Genomic DNA, 15,169 nt, shown 5'->3' with positions numbered 1-15,169 from the left:
GATACCCACAGATAAGATCAGAAGCCTTACCACCTATAAAAGCATCTCACCAAATAAACACGGAGATACTACAAACTCTTCACAGACAAAATAGGTCTTCAGCACTACCGCAGGAAAAGGTATTAATTAGTTATGAATTATAAATCACAACCAGCTATTCGAATTTAAGCCGATAAACTAAACAATATAAAGTACTTGTTTTAGAAGCATTTTCACTTAGCAGTACATCAAGTATAATTATTTATAAAAATACACGACAGCATTGTTTAGCTAAAAAAGTCGAACCTTTGTTAGACTTTCTATTAAACTTGTGTTAATTCTTTGCCTAAGGTAAACACATCAGAAATTAAAAACAAGAAAAACATTATAAATGTGTGCGCACACATTTATAATGTTATCGCACACACAAAAGCTTGCAAAACATCTAACGTTCGTTTAAATTAGTTCGAAAAGGCAATGTTTAACACTTAACTAAACCAGGCTAACAACTTAAGTAAGCCTAGTTATTGGTTTTGAATGCACTTACCCTTGTAAAACATGCATATTTTTCTCCGCACCAAATATTTTATAATGTTTTTTCCAATTTTAGAATATAATTGCACCTTAATTAACACATAGCCCCCCTCTGCCAGATGGAAAAGAAGAAAATCAGGATCAAAGACATTGCACAGTTAGCTGGCGTTTCAGTAGGTACAGTAGACAGAGTATTACACAAACGGGGTAAAGTATCGGATGAGGCACTTCAAAAAGTTTTAACAACACTGCACGAGATAGAGTACAAGCCTAACTTAATTGCTCGTACCCTTGGCTCTAAAAAGACTTACCATATTGCAATACTTACCCCTGATCCGTCTTTAGATGAATACTGGCATCAGTCTTTCCTAGGGGCAGGCCAGGCTGAAACAGAATGGGCGCAGTATGACTTTTACATTAAGTCGTTCTTCTTTGATCTTTATGACAGGAATTCTTTTAAAAGCGTAGCACAAGCCGTATACGATGACTGCCCGGATGGTGTCTTAGTTGCACCAATTTTCTATCAGGAAGCACTTCCTTTTTTCGATCTGTTTAAGGAAGATGGTATCCCATACGTACTCTTTAACACTAATATACCAGAAGTACAGCCTCTAAGCTTTATAGGACAAAACCTGTTCGAGAGTGGCAAAGTGGGTGCCGAGCTTTTACATTTACGCCAAAGCAGCACAGGTACTTTTGCCTTACTTCATATAAATGAAGACAGTAATAACTCAGTCCATCTCCTTGAAAAGGAAAGAGGTTTTAAAGAGTATTTCAAGGAGAACAAGCTGAATGTTAAAATAAAAATACTGGATTTAAGTAATAGAGAAGAGTCTTCTATTGAGAATGAACTTCTGGGCCTACTCCTGGAGCCACAGTTACAGGGTATTCTAGTATCTACATCTAAAGGCTCCTCTTATATCGCATCGCTACTTGAGAAGCACAAGAAGCAGGACATAAGATTGGTTGGATATGATTTGCTGGAAGAAAACATCCGTTATTTAAAATCTGGAGTAATTGACTTCCTTATAAACCAAAACCCGAAGCGCCAGGCATTTTTAGGTATAAGCTATTTAGCAAATTACCTATTGCTAAAAAAGGAGCCTCCCCTAACAGACCTCTTTCCACTCGAAATTATTACCCGGCAAAATTTAAAATCTTATTTAGAATCAGGTATACATTAAGTAGCAAACTAATGCAGCTTGTTTCTGTCTAAAAAGCACTATTCTCTCATGCTTCAGTAAACATAAAGCTGATTATCTTACTGTTGCAGAAACTTCCCTAATAGCCCTTATTTTATTTACATCAGCCACCAGGTTTTCGTACTCCGATAACTGCTGCATACTAGACATAGCTGGGTAATTTCTGCAATAGCCCATGGAGCTGCTAACTTTTTTTCGGGCTGAAGCATGGAACTCCTTTACACCAGTTATAGCAACAATTTTGCTTATATTGTTTTCGTTAATGCCACCGCCAGGCATAACAATCAACTGGTTAGCTGACTTCTTAACCAACTCCTTTATCAATGCTGCTCCCTGCAGTGCTGTTTCCTCCTGACCAGAGGTAAGCAGGCGGTCCACTTTAAGGGCTAAAAGATCCTCTAAAGATTTAAAAGGATCAGGAGTAAGATCAAATGCTCTATGAAATGTAACACTAAGAGGATGAGACACCTCTATTAGTTCCCGGGTCCTGCCAACATCTATATTTCCATCTGCCTTCAAAATACCTATCACAACGCCATCTGCTCCCATTCTTTTCGCCAGCTCTATATCTTTCTTCATAATCTCAAACTCCAGATCCGAATACAGAAAGTCGCCCCTCCTTGGGCGAATAAGCACGTGCAGGCCGATACTAATGTTTTTCCTGGTTATTTCAATTAAACCTGCACTAGGCGTAACACCTCCTTCAGCTAAGCTACTACAGAGTTCTACACGCTGGGCACCAGCACTTTCCGCAACAGCAGCAGAGTACACAGAATCAACGCAGATCTCTGCAACTAACTTTTCCCCAGGCTCTCCTTTACAGCTTGTACTTAGCATCTATCAGTTTATTTGTCGACTTGTCCAGCACAGCATAGTTAAACCCTTTGTGTATGCAGTAGCCTCCGTATTCTCCCTGCTTGTTTAAGGCAATAAAGCCAACCTGAAGGTCAGACACATCTTTATGCTTGGCAATTATTCGCTCTACAGCCAACCTGCATGCTTTTTCAGGAGAGTTACCCTGTCGCATAAGCTCTACAACCAAATGGCTACCCACCATACGCATAACAGCCTCTCCTAAGCCTGTAGCAGTAGCTGCGCCTACCTCGTTGTCCACAAACAAACCGGCTCCTATTATAGGTGAATCCCCTACTCTACCATGCATTTTATAAGATGCTCCGCTTGTGGTACAGGCACCTGCTAAGTTTCCATGTGCATCTAAAGCTAACAAGCCTATCGTGTCGTGATTTTCAATATTGATGACTGGCTTGTATTTTGACTCTTTCAACCAATTTTTCCAGTCTTTTTCAGACTCAGGTGTCAGTAAATTCTCTTTTTGAAAACCTTTAGACAGGGCAAACTGCAAGGCTCCTTCTCCTACCAACATGACATGTGGTGTATCTTCCATTACCTTTCGGGCAACTGAAATAGGGTGTTTTATATGCTCCAGAAAAGCAACAGAGCCACAGTTACTGTCTTTGTCCATGATACAGGCATCTAAGGTAACTTTACCTTCCCTGTCAGGATAGCCACCGTATCCTACGGTTCTGATTCTCGGATCTCCTTCAGGAACCATTACACCAGCTTCTACTGCGTCTAAGGCCTGTCCGTTTTGTGACAGAATTTTCCAGGCTGCTTCGTTAGCGGGCATGCCATGATCCCAGGTAGAGATAACCACAGGCTTATTTGCCGCAGCCTCTTTGCCCAATGATCCGGCAAAAGCCCTTTCTAAAGGATAAAGACCACTAAGAAAAGTGGTGCCTAAAGCGGATAGTTTAAGGAAGTTTCTCCTGCTTTTCATTCTTAATATTTTATCTGATTATAATACTTTTTATTTCAACAAAGCCGCTCATTTATCCTATGTTAATTAAGTAGTAGTTTTCATAGCTCCTTACCTTTTGAGAGGAATCAAAAAGCATCAACCCTGTATTTTCATGTCAAACTTCACAAAAGCTTTTGTAATAAACTGCTCTATAAAAAGGCTCTAGAGCTTCTTAAATTAGGGGACTACAATATTTCTAAATTTCAGTTCTTAATAGATGTGGGCGCTCCTGATCTATTTTCAGAATCAACTCTCCAAACAATGTATTTGCCCAAGCAAACCATTTTCGTGTAAATTTCTCCGGGTTATCTTTATGAAAAGATTCATGCATGAAGCCCGTTCCCGCATGTGTCGCTTTCAGCATTTGCAGGCACTCCTTAATTTCCTCGTCTGAATTGCTTGTTAAAGCTCGCATAATAATACTCATGGGCCAAATCATGTCTACTCCAACATGTGGCCCCCCGATTCCTTCAGCAGCTTTACCCTTAAAGAAGAAAGGATTATTCTGGCCAAGGACGAATCTCCGTGTATTTTGATAAACAGGATCGTTTAGGGGAGTAACGTCTAAGTAAGGTAAAGCTAACAAGCTTGGGATGTTTGCATCATCCATAAACAACTTGTTTCCAAAGCCATCCACTTCAAAAGCATATACCTTCCCAAAATTGAGGTGCTCTGCTACTGCATACTCTTGCAAAGCCTGATCCACTTCATCAGCCAAAGCAGTACACTCACGGGCAAAAGACGCATCCTGTAAAACACTCTGGCTCATTTCTGCTAACTGCCGAAGAGAGACAACGGCAAAATGGTTAGACGGCACAAGGAAGAGGTAAACAGTGGCATCGTCAGAAGGCCTGAAGGTAGAGCATATAAGGCCGACAGGATTTACAGGATAGCCATAGCCGGCACCAGCTACTGTATCTGTCTGCTTCTCTGTTACCCTTTGAAAACTATAAGGTCCGTTCCCCTCTTTTCTTTGCTGTGCTTTAAACGTATCTACAACAAGGCGCATAGCTTTTGCCCAGTTACTGTCAAAGCAGGAGGTATCGCCTGTAGTTTTCCAGTAGCCGTATGCCAAACGTATAGGGTAACACAACGAATCTATTTCCCATTTCCGCTCGTGCAGTTCTGGCTTCATATCAGTAAGGTCCGACTTCCATTCACTTCCGGTAGGTCCTTCATTAAAGGCATTCGCATAAGGGTCTATCAAGATACACTTCGTTTGCCTGTTTATAACCCCAGCCAGCATACTCTGGAGCTTTTTATCTTCGTTAGCAAAAGGCAAATATGGCCATACCTGGGCTGTAGAATCTCGTAACCACATAGCCTCAATATCTCCGGTGATGACAAAGGTATCTGGCTTACCATCTTCCACCTGATATTTTACGGTTGTGTCTAAAGTATTAGGCAAACAATTTTCGAAAAGCCACGCAAGTTCTTTATCTGCAATTCTTTTCTTAACTTCCTTTATTTTTTTCTCAACAGCTTTACTTGTAAAGTTCCTGGCATTAGAGGCAGGACGTTTCGTTTCAAAAGCATCTGATGGGACATAAGGAATAAAAGAAAAACCAGAGGCTACTCCAGCTACTGCCAGCCCTCCCGCTTTGATAAAGTTTCTTCTTGTTGTAGGCATTTAAGGCAAACGTTTCTATTAAAGTTTGTCGTTACTGACAGTTTAAATATTCAAACAATAATTTATATATCAAAACAAATCGGCAAAAATAAAGCGTGTACATGCAGTTTTAATGCCTGTTCATGCACGATTAGTACACTATATCATTAAACTACTTGTTTTCAAAGCTGCTTTATATGTTTAAAAGAAAGCCTACTAGTAAATCTATATACATTATTACTAAATTAAAGTACTTTAAAGTTTATCATGCCGTAAAGTGACAATACATGCTAAAACAGGAAAGACATAATTATATTTTAGAAGAAGTAAGAAGCCATAATAAGGTTCTCTCCTCTGAACTCAGCCACAAACTAAATGTATCAGAAGACACCATACGCAGAGACCTGAAAGAACTCTCGGATAATGGCCAGATAAAAAAGGTACATGGAGGCGCCATGCAACATGCTTACATTCCTTTTAGCCACAAAGACAGGGAGATATATGCACATGAGGAAAAAGTTGTAATTGTACGTAAAGCCATTCCGTTGATACAAGACGACTTTGTTGTGGTGATGGATGGAGGCACTACTAACCTGGAGTTAGCCCGTCAATTACCGCTGGATTTAAAAGCTACCGTTTTTACCAACAGTTTACCTATAGCCCTGCAACTTTCAGAACACCCTAAAGTAGAAACTGTTTTTATTGGAGGTAAGATACTTAAAAACGCTCAGGTAGCAGTTGGCCTGGATGTAATTAATTTTGTAGCAGACATTCATGCAGACATTTGCTTTATAGGTACCCGCAGCATCCATCACCAGTTTGGCATTACTGACTTTGACCGTGAGGAAACGCTAACCAAGCAAGCATTGGTTTCTTGTGCCAAACATGTAGTCTCTCTACCTATATCTGAAAAAATTAATACAGTTCAACCCTATAAAGTTACTGGAATTGAAAAGGTGCAAACGCTTATTACCGAACTAGCTTCTGAAGATGACCTGCTGACAGCGTACAGGAAAAGAGGATTACAGGTACTGTAAAATGCACCTTTAAGCTGCAAGTACAAAAGGGCTTTATATCTTCTTAAGAAAGATTAGAAAGAAAGCTATTAACCAGCAAACTTGACCTAATAGCCTTCTTCTTAACATTTAGCTCAAGCTGTGCCTGTTGATGGTATAAGCAAATAGGAATTGAGAATTGTATCTGGCTCTGACAGTTGAACCGTCTTGCCTCGTCTTATTCGAATTATAGAGTAACTAAAACCATCAAAATTATTATAACCTGATATGGAACCCAAAAGGGTACGGAAGCCTTTTAGGACTACATTTACATGCAGCAAATCTGGTAGATAGTTACTTAAAAACGCAAATTCATAAAAGCCTTGGGGTACTCGGCATCTGTTGGAGAGACCTTTGACATAAATTTATTAGCTCAAGCAGAATAACTTTCATCTATTTATACTTTATGCCAAAACGGTCATTTGATCTGATTCCAAAAGGTACACGTGTAACTACCTTTCTGACCGCCATGTTTCTAACTATAAATGTTGTTGCACAGGCACAATTACCTCTCACAAATTCGGACGAACCTGTACAAAAGCACTCTACCTCTGTAGATACAGTCTCTAGAGCACCTGAGCTACCACAGCAACAACCTTATAAAAGAAAATATTCCGGTCCTCTTAGAACTGTTACGACTGTGGCGGCAGGTGCTACTCTTTGGAGTGCTGCTTATGCCCTTATGGATGAACCTGCTCAAAAGTATACGCAAAGTCATCAGAATTCAGTGACTAATGGCATTTCAAAGCTGGTAGAGCCTCTTGGACACGTAACCTATCTGGCACCCGTGGCTGGTGCAGCTACCATTGGAGGTATACTGGCAAAAGACCCAAAACTGGAAAAGGCAGGGTTACTGTCTTTGGGAAGTATGCTTGCTGGTTCGTTGGTAACTAATGCTCTAAAATCTTCTGTAAATCGGCACAGACCAATGATTACAACACAAAACCATTTCTATGGCGGTCCGGATAAAGAATGGAACTATACCTCATTCCCTTCGGGCCATACTACTGTTGCATTTGCTGTAGCTACCTCTGTAGCCACTGTGTATAAAGATCATAAGTTTGTACCTCCCGTTGCTTATGGAGTTGCCACACTTGTCGGATTATCCCGAATACACGACAATGCGCATTGGGCTACCGATGTAATGGCTGGTGCTGCTGTTGGGTTTTTAACGGCAAAGGGGTTGAATAAACTTTACGATGCAGCTGAGCAAAAATTAAAAATACGAAAACAAAAGCTTCTAATATCCCCACAGTTTGGCTTGAGGTTGGGTGGGCTAAGTACTACACTTGTATTTTAATTGGTCTTGAGCTTCACCGAATTAAGATTAGAGCAGCTCTAGTAATCTTCTTCCATAAACAACAAAAGAGGCCACACATTTTACTTGTGAAGTGGCCTCTTTTGTTTATAACTAATAAAGCAAAGGCTTTTACTTAAACATCCCCTTCAGCTTTGCCAGCTTTGCCTGAAAATCATCCATCGGCTCTTCTTTTTCTTTACGACCTCCTTTATTGCGGCTACCTCCCCCTGCTGGTTTAGCTGTTGCCGGATCGCCTTTCATAGATAAAGAAATGCGTTTGCGTGGCACATCTACCTCCAGTACGGTTACTTCTACCTTCTGCCCTACTTTCACTACGTCATGCGGATTGCTTACAAAGCGGTCAGACAAATGGCTAACGTGTACGAGGCCATCCTGGTGAACTCCAAGGTCTACAAAGGCACCAAAAGCAGTGATATTGGTCACGATGCCCGGCAGTTTCATTCCTTCCCGCAGGTCTGTTATTTCGTTCACACCTTCTGTAAAGCTGAACGCTTCAAAAGTCTGGCGAGGGTCGCGGCCTGGTTTGGCTAACTCACTGACAATATCCTGCAGAGTAGGTAAACCAACAGTATCGGTCACATAATTCTTCAGATTGATCTTTTTGCGCAACTCATCGCTCTTTATCAGATCTTGTACAGTTACGCCCAGGTCTTTGGCCATCTGCTCTACAATCGGATAACTTTCAGGGTGTACCGCAGAAGCATCCAGAGGGTTTACTGCATCACGGATTCGCAGGAAGCCTGCTGCCTGCTCAAAAGCTTTGTCACCTAAGCGGGCAACTTTCTTTAGTTCAGTGCGGGTGCGGAAAGGTCCGTTCTGGTTTCGGTACTCTACTATATTCTGAGCCAAAGCCGGGCCTAAACCAGATACATACGTTAAGAGTTGCTTGCTGGCTGTGTTAACTTCCACACCCACAGCATTTACGCAGCTCATTACCACATCATCCAGCGAGTGCTTCAGGGCAGACTGGTCCACGTCGTGCTGATACTGCCCTACTCCAATAGATTTAGGGTCAATCTTCACTAGTTCTGCCAACGGGTCCATCAGGCGGCGACCGATAGAAACAGCTCCACGAACTGTAACATCCTGATCAGGAAACTCTTCGCGTGCTACTTCAGAAGCAGAGTAAATAGAGGCACCACTTTCATTCACCATCACGATCTGTACTGAAGCTGGTAAACCTAAACCTCTGACAAAGGTTTCTGTTTCGCGGCTCGCCGTACCGTTACCAATCGCAACAGCTTCCACATCAAAGCGATCTATAAGGTATTTCACATTCTGCCCGGCCTCCTGTGCCTTATGCTGTCCGGTGTGTGGGTATATTGTTTCATTATGTAGCAGTTTGCCTTGCTTATCCAGCACTACCAGCTTACAACCTGTTCTAAAACCTGGGTCCAGAGCCAAAACTGTTTTCTGGCCTAGCGGAGAAGATAACAGTAACTGGCGCAGGTTATCAGCAAACACACGGATAGCCTCTTCATCGGCACGTTTTTTAGAGTTTAGCCGAACTTCTGTTTCCATGCTAAGCTTTAGCATACGCTTGTAACAGTCTTTGGCAGCCAGACGCACCTGCTCAGAAGCAGCATTATTGCCCTTTACAAACATATCTTCCAGCTTCGCCAGTGCCAGCTCCTCTTCAGGCTGAGCACTTAGCATAAGTACCATTTCGCTTTCGCCACGGCGCATCGCCAGCACCCGGTGCGACGGTGCTTTTTCAATAGGCTCGTCCCACTCAAAATAATCTTTATACTTCTGGCCCTCTTCTTCTTTGCCCATTATCACACGGCTCCTGAAAACGCCTTGTTTCTCAAAAAGCTGGCGCATAGTGGCACGTGCCTCTGCGTTCTCGTTCATCCATTCGGCCATAATATCACGGGCACCAGCCAAAGCCTCATCGGTATCTTTTACCTCTTTTTCTTCGGAGATAAAGTTGGCAGCCTCTGCAGCTACATCAAAGTTCTCCTGCTGGAAAATATGCTCCGCTAGCGGCTCAAGTCCTTTTTCGCGGGCAATGGTGGCTTTAGTACGGCGCTTTGGCTTGTAAGGCAGGTAAATATCTTCCAGCACAGCCATTGTTTCAGCACCCATAATCTGTGCCTCCAGTTCGGGCGTCAGCTTCTCCTGGTCACGAATTGATTTCAGGACACTTTCTCTTCGCTTATCAAGCTCCCGTAACTGCTCCAACCTGTCGCGTACGGCGGCAATTTGTACTTCGTCCAGAGAGCCTGTTGCTTCTTTCCGGTAACGGGAAATAAATGGCACTGTCGCCCCTTCGTCCAGTAATTTTGCTGTAGCCTCCACTTGTTTAATGGTAATGGTAAGCTCCGTAACGATTTTTAATAAATGGTCAATATTTGGCTCCATGTATATCAGTAAAACTATTATTTTGATCTTTGCAGCGATTAAGGGGTATGAGGAGTGATGAATGAATAAGATGTGTTTATTCTGTACCCTGCTATGCCTTCCGCTCTGGTTTATTAATCTCTTTTTTTATCCTTCAAGTGAATGAGTTGTCAAAAATAAGGTATTAATGCCTAAACCTAAAACAACTTGAGGGTGTTAATTTGCCTTGTTGTCGCAACAATCAGCGTAACTTTACCACAACTAACAGCTTTTATAGTATTGAAGCACTCTACAACAAATAAAATAATAAAGTATATTTTACTTATCCTGCTGCTTCTTTTACTGCTGGCTGCCCTGGTAATACGCCCTATAAATGAGACTCCACTTAGTAAAACAAGCTACTACAATGCAACAGAAGCACAGCTGCAAAAGCAACCGCCTGTTATTACTACCGGGGATACGATTCGAGTAGGATGGGCCAAAGTCAACATTACGCCACCTGCTCCTGCACCACTGGCTGGATATGGGAAAAGGTTAGGTATGGAGTATGAGGAAGTGCATGATTCGGTCTGGGTACGAACCTTTGCCTTTGATAACGGACAAACAAAAGCTTTTTTTGTTTCGCTTGATATGCTGATAGTACCCATGCGGATAACGGCGGCGCTAGAGAAAGAGTTTTTGACGCTTGGGCTAAAACCGGAACAGGTGTATTTATCAGCCATACATAGCCACACCAGCTTTGGTGGTTGGGGCAAGAAGCCGGGTATTGCCTTGCTGTCTGGTGAATATGATGAACAAATAGTGCAGCAAACCACGCAACGAATTATTGAAAGTATAAAACAGGCCCTACAAAGGCTGCAACCAACACGCATAGGTTACGGTAGCGCCAATGCAGCCAGTTGGGTGCAGAACCGGCTTACAGAATCGCGCCAGCACCGCGACACGAACATAAGATTTTTAAAGTTTGAACAGGCTGGTGGAAAAACGGCTATATTATGTTCTTTTGCCGCACACCCGACCATACTACCTTCTATGCAACCCATCCTGTCCAGGGACTATCCAGGAGAACTAGTAGATGCTTTGGAAGAACGCATAGAGTTTGCGGCGTTTTCGGCTGGTGCTGTCGGAAGCCATAGCACCACTCATTTTTATGGTGATACATTTGAGAGCACAGCAGAAGTTGGCCAGCGACTGGCGACACTTGTACGGCAAGAACTCCCACACGTAAACACTGCTTTTAAACATAGACTCGGTTATGCCCGGGCACCACTTGTACTACCGGAACCCCAGTGGCGCATCACAGAAAATCTGCGCCTAGCCCCTTTCCTCTTCAATTTGATTTTTGGTAAGCACGCTGCTTTTATTTCCAGTCTCCAGATTGGGAACACAATTTTGTTAGGAGTTCCTGCAGATTATTCAGGTGAATTTATGCCTGTGCTAGAAAAACAAGCCCTTAAACAAAAGCAACAGGTAATAGTAACCAGCTTTAACGGAGGCTACATGGGCTATATTACACCTGACCAGTACTACGGTCTAAATGAGTACGAGACTCGCGGCATGAACTTTTATGGTCCTCACAGCGGAACCTATTTAACTCACGTGATGCAGCGGGTGCTTCAGGAGCACAGAAATTGATTTTAAAATACTGTTTATAGCTTTTGTCTCCGTTTATGAGTTAACTTATAATTTGCTAACTTAGTAGCATTGAAACACCACCAGTACTATAGTTGCCTTCTTTGTTGTATGCTGCTCTTTTTTCAGAGTTGCATCGTACAGCCCATAGATACTACCCCACCGGAACAGACAGATTACTATAGAAAAACAGTAGCCCAAATTGAGCAAGCAAAGCTTGATACTACTGCAGGAGACACGCTGAAAATTGGGTGGGCCAAGGTAAACATAACTCCTCCCCCACCGGCCCCGCTGGCAGGTTATGGCAAGCGGCTTGGTTTAAAATACAAGGAGGTACATGATTCTGCTTACGTCAGAACTTTTGCTTTTGATAACGGACAGCATTTAGCTTTTCTGGTAACGCTAGACATGCTTATTACTCCTATGGAACTGACAAAGGTGCTGGAAAAGCAATATTCAAAACTCGGACTAAAGCCGCAGCAAGTATACTTAACCGCTACCCACACCCATACCAGCTTTGGAGGCTGGGGCAAACGCATAGGCGGACGGATGATGGCAGGAAAGTATAAAAAGAAGCTTGTGCAACAAGCGGCAGAGCATGTATTACAAAGCATTAATCAGGCACAGGCTAATCTAGAAGCTACACGTGTTGGTTATGGCTATGCCAATGGAGCTCCTTGGGTATACAATCGCCTGACAGGTTCTGCTACTGCCCGTGATACAACAATACGCTTTCTGAAGTTTGAAAAAAAGAATGGCAACACAGCCATCCTCTGCACATTTTCGGCACACCCGACCATACTTCCGTCTATGCAACCCGTTCTTTCCCGAGACTATCCGGGCGTGTTAGTAGATCAACTGGAGAAGCAGGTAAATTTTGCAGCCTTTGCTGCCGGTGCTGTTTCCAGCCACAGATCAAATTACCAACATGGCGAAACATTTAAAAGCGTAGAGGAAATCGGTCATGCTCTTGCTGAAATAGTACTTCAGGAATCAGCTACTGTTCAGTTAACTTACACTAACCAGCTAAACTCCGTTCGTATTCCGTTATCTCTTCCTAAACCTCATTGGCGTCTTGGTGATGAGCACAGGTTTGCACCAGGCCTGTTTTATACCTTCTTTGGAAAATATTCAGCCTACTTATCAAGCTTACAAGTAGGTGAAACAGTATTGTTAGGGACCCCTGCTGATTACTCCGGTGAATTTATGACTCAGTTGGAACAACAGGCACATAAACAGGGGCAACATATGGTTTTAACAGGTTTTAATGGCGGCTACATTGGCTATATAGTGCCGGATGAGCATTACCAGCTTAAGAAGTATGAAGCCCGGGCTATGAATTTTTATGGCCCTTACAGTGGCAGCTATTTAACCCAAATGCTCCTTCAGTTGCTTCGGCTACACCAGTAAAACTCAAACAAGTATAACATAAGACTTCTCTGTAAACAATTAAATTTTAGATACTTCAAAATTATTTAGCCAATACCACCTCTTAAAAATAAAAATACAACTAACTTATTGCACTTTAACAACTAGTGCTACTTTTATCTTTATATAATTATAAACATTACACCACCTTTAGCAGTTTAAACTAATACTAACGAGCCAACTAGGCTCTGGAGGTTGTACAATTTAAACTACAGAAGCAATGGATCTGACTATAAATTTTATATTTCTGACAATACTTACATTATATGTCTTGCTGATGGGCTTTATTCTGACAGGCATTTATTTTGATGCTGAACAAAGAGGAGCCAACGGATGGCTGGTAGCTGGCCTCGTATTCTTTTCCGGTACTATATTGGGCACGTTAGCCTGGTTGGTATTCAGACCAAAGATGCAACCACAGCCAATTCCGGTGAGAAGAAGCTAATGGAAAGTATACTTTAGGTACAGGTTTTAATCTAATGTACCAATAACAGCTAGAAAAAGGCTGCCCCTGATAGTGCTGATAAAAGCGTTTCAGGGGCAGCTTTTTTATTATCATATTACGCTAGTAAAGTACTTTCACAAACACAGTTTAAGGTTGAAAAGTTATCAGCTAGAATTCATTTACAGGCATTTAATTAGCGATAGTAATCATACAGATACCCTAATTATATTCTTTATTAAATAGCTTTTTATAATAAACTACAGCGAGCACGAAATTTTTAATACCTACTCTACGAATTTATACGTTATGCTATCCAACATCATTAAAAACCTTAGTATTTTATGAAGGTACTTTCTTGTTTGAAAGCTTTGCTTCTTATATGCTGTAGCATAATTATTTGTACTTCCTGCGACAGTTGTGAGACATCTTCTGTAACCTTTGTATCGGAAGAAGATGAACGGTGGCTGGTTTACGACCAGGGAGATACCATTCTCTTTGAAAATGAAGCAGGCCAAACTTTAACATACGTTCACACACTACTGACTTCTGAAAATATTCCTGCTGAAGGTTATGAAGCTACAGATGAATGTGTTGATAAGATGGATGTGCAGGTAGGCAGTATTATACAAGATGTAAAAAATGCTAAACCGGGCTTAGGCACTTACATACTGAGAAGGCCGGATAGCTTAACTGTTAAGCTGGCAGTTGAGGGAAATGACACCTGGAAAATTGAAGAAACAACTCCTACCTATAACACGCTTAACGTTAATGGACAAGACTATAACAATGTATATGAAATAAACTCCGACAGCACAAAAGACACTGGTATCAAGCGCTTGCTTTATAGCAAAGAAAAAGGCTTTATCAGCATTGACTTTTATGATGGAAGAAAGCTACAACTTGTCACCTATAAAAGAAGAAGCAACGGTTAAGCTCTTTCAAAATAATAAGGGCATGTGCTTTTGCACCTGCCCTTATTATTTTGAAACTCTTTTTACACTTAATTACATACAACTTCTTCTTCCTGCTGAAGTTCCTGCAACACATCTAAGGCTATATTAACATGTTCCAGTGGTTTAGATACTGAGTTAAAGATATACCTTACTGTGGCATTTCTATCTATAATATAGGTTACGCGGCCAGGTAACAAACCTAATCTGCGTGGTACCCCATAGATTTTACGAATCTGGCTTCCTCTGTCGCTCAACAGTGTAAAAGGTAAATGATGTATCCTTTCAAACTTCTGATGAGACTCTACACTGTCGGAGCTTATTCCTACTACTTCTGCGCCATTTTCTTTAAAAAGCTCATACTGATTTCGGAATCCGCAGGCCTGCTTGGTACAACCAGGAGTACTGTCTTTAGGATAGAAATACAGCACAACATTCTTTTTCTTTTCTTTCAGCAGTTCATACAAACGGAATCGGCCACCATCCTGTCGTTCCAACTCAAAGTCTGGCGCCTTGTCCCCAACCTTTATTGTTTCCTCACTCATGTTAACTTATTCTTTCTACCTTACTTACAACCAATACTGTTAAGAAAAAAGTTCGACGCAAAAGTAATCAACTCTTGACTAAATCTTAAAAAATATATTACTATTTCTTAACAGCAGACCATATTTATAATGAATCAAAAGTGTCTTACGAAGCGACGCTTCCAAAACTACTTTTACTTTTTGCGTAAAAAGAGGTTATCAGATCTTGCTCTAACAGCTTCTAAGGCGATATTTAATGGGTTTAAACTACCTAACTTGCCTTTAACACACCCAACAAACCCAATAGTTAACATTCTCTAATAAAAGT

General features: G+C 41.6%; 12 protein-coding genes. 7 read left to right on the top strand and 5 right to left on the bottom strand.

Annotated features, from left to right (window positions below; translation table 11 throughout):
• Positions 1-632 precede the first annotated feature (632 nt).
• Positions 633-1,697 (top strand): LacI family DNA-binding transcriptional regulator, encoded by a 1,065-nt coding sequence (locus tag LN995_RS15665; RefSeq protein WP_229962024.1) that lies wholly within the window; start codon positions 633-635, stop codon positions 1,695-1,697.
• A gap of 72 nt (positions 1,698-1,769) precedes the next feature.
• Here LN995_RS15665 and LN995_RS15660 read toward each other — a convergent pair whose 3' ends face one another.
• The 3 genes from LN995_RS15660 to LN995_RS15650 form a co-directional block, all read right to left on the bottom strand.
• Complete coding sequence (locus tag LN995_RS15660) at positions 1,770-2,552, bottom strand: copper homeostasis protein CutC (protein ID WP_229962023.1); 783 nt, start codon at positions 2,550-2,552, stop codon at positions 1,770-1,772.
• Positions 2,533-3,513 (bottom strand): isoaspartyl peptidase/L-asparaginase family protein, encoded by a 981-nt coding sequence (locus LN995_RS15655; protein WP_229962022.1) that lies wholly within the window; start codon positions 3,511-3,513, stop codon positions 2,533-2,535. The genes LN995_RS15660 and LN995_RS15655 overlap by 20 nt, the downstream gene beginning before the upstream one ends.
• A gap of 217 nt (positions 3,514-3,730) precedes the next feature.
• Positions 3,731-5,164: a glycoside hydrolase family 125 protein gene (locus tag LN995_RS15650; protein WP_229962021.1), complete on the bottom strand. Its 1,434-nt coding sequence runs from the start codon at positions 5,162-5,164 to the stop codon at positions 3,731-3,733.
• Between the two features lie 266 nt (positions 5,165-5,430).
• Here LN995_RS15650 and LN995_RS15645 point away from each other — a divergent pair, with 266 nt between their 5' ends.
• Together LN995_RS15645 and LN995_RS15640 are read left to right on the top strand one after the other, a co-directional pair.
• Positions 5,431-6,180: a DeoR/GlpR family DNA-binding transcription regulator gene (locus tag LN995_RS15645; protein WP_229962020.1), complete on the top strand. Its 750-nt coding sequence runs from the start codon at positions 5,431-5,433 to the stop codon at positions 6,178-6,180.
• A 424-nt stretch (positions 6,181-6,604) separates the two neighbouring features.
• On the top strand, positions 6,605-7,498 hold the full coding sequence (locus LN995_RS15640; protein ID WP_229962019.1) for a phosphatase PAP2 family protein: 894 nt from the start codon (positions 6,605-6,607) through the stop codon (positions 7,496-7,498).
• A gap of 129 nt (positions 7,499-7,627) precedes the next feature.
• On the opposite strand, the gene LN995_RS15635 is transcribed toward LN995_RS15640, so the two are convergent.
• The gene (locus LN995_RS15635; protein WP_229962018.1) at positions 7,628-9,883 is read right to left on the bottom strand and encodes a Tex family protein; all 2,256 of its coding nucleotides are present in this window, start codon (positions 9,881-9,883) and stop codon (positions 7,628-7,630) included.
• A 258-nt stretch (positions 9,884-10,141) separates the two neighbouring features.
• On the opposite strand from LN995_RS15635, the gene LN995_RS15630 reads away from it, so the two are divergent.
• The 4 genes from LN995_RS15630 to LN995_RS15615 all read left to right on the top strand — a co-directional run bounded on the left by LN995_RS15630 (position 10,142) and on the right by LN995_RS15615 (position 14,299).
• The gene (locus tag LN995_RS15630; RefSeq protein WP_229962017.1) at positions 10,142-11,497 is read left to right on the top strand and encodes a neutral/alkaline non-lysosomal ceramidase N-terminal domain-containing protein; all 1,356 of its coding nucleotides are present in this window, start codon (positions 10,142-10,144) and stop codon (positions 11,495-11,497) included.
• A gap of 108 nt (positions 11,498-11,605) precedes the next feature.
• Positions 11,606-12,904 carry a neutral/alkaline non-lysosomal ceramidase N-terminal domain-containing protein gene (locus tag LN995_RS15625; protein ID WP_229962016.1) on the top strand — a complete coding sequence of 433 codons (1,299 nt, stop codon included), beginning with the start codon at positions 11,606-11,608 and terminating at the stop codon, positions 12,902-12,904.
• Between the two features lie 238 nt (positions 12,905-13,142).
• On the top strand, positions 13,143-13,367 hold the full coding sequence (locus LN995_RS15620) for a hypothetical protein (protein ID WP_229962015.1): 225 nt from the start codon (positions 13,143-13,145) through the stop codon (positions 13,365-13,367).
• 341 nt (positions 13,368-13,708) lie between these two features.
• Positions 13,709-14,299, top strand: a complete 591-nt coding sequence (locus LN995_RS15615; protein ID WP_229962014.1) for a hypothetical protein — start codon at positions 13,709-13,711, stop codon at positions 14,297-14,299.
• A 68-nt stretch (positions 14,300-14,367) separates the two neighbouring features.
• Here the strand turns inward: LN995_RS15615 and LN995_RS15610 are convergent, their stop codons facing one another.
• A complete protein-coding gene (locus tag LN995_RS15610; RefSeq protein WP_229962013.1) occupies positions 14,368-14,862 on the bottom strand; it encodes a peroxiredoxin in 495 nt (164 codons plus the stop codon).
• Positions 14,863-15,169: the final 307 nt, after the last annotated feature.

The sequence above is a fragment of the Pontibacter silvestris genome (assembly GCF_020907275.1).
Taxonomy (GTDB): domain Bacteria; phylum Bacteroidota; class Bacteroidia; order Cytophagales; family Hymenobacteraceae; genus Pontibacter; species Pontibacter silvestris.
Note: the sequence above shows the minus strand (reverse complement) of the source record. Positions and strands in the feature narration are given on the sequence as shown.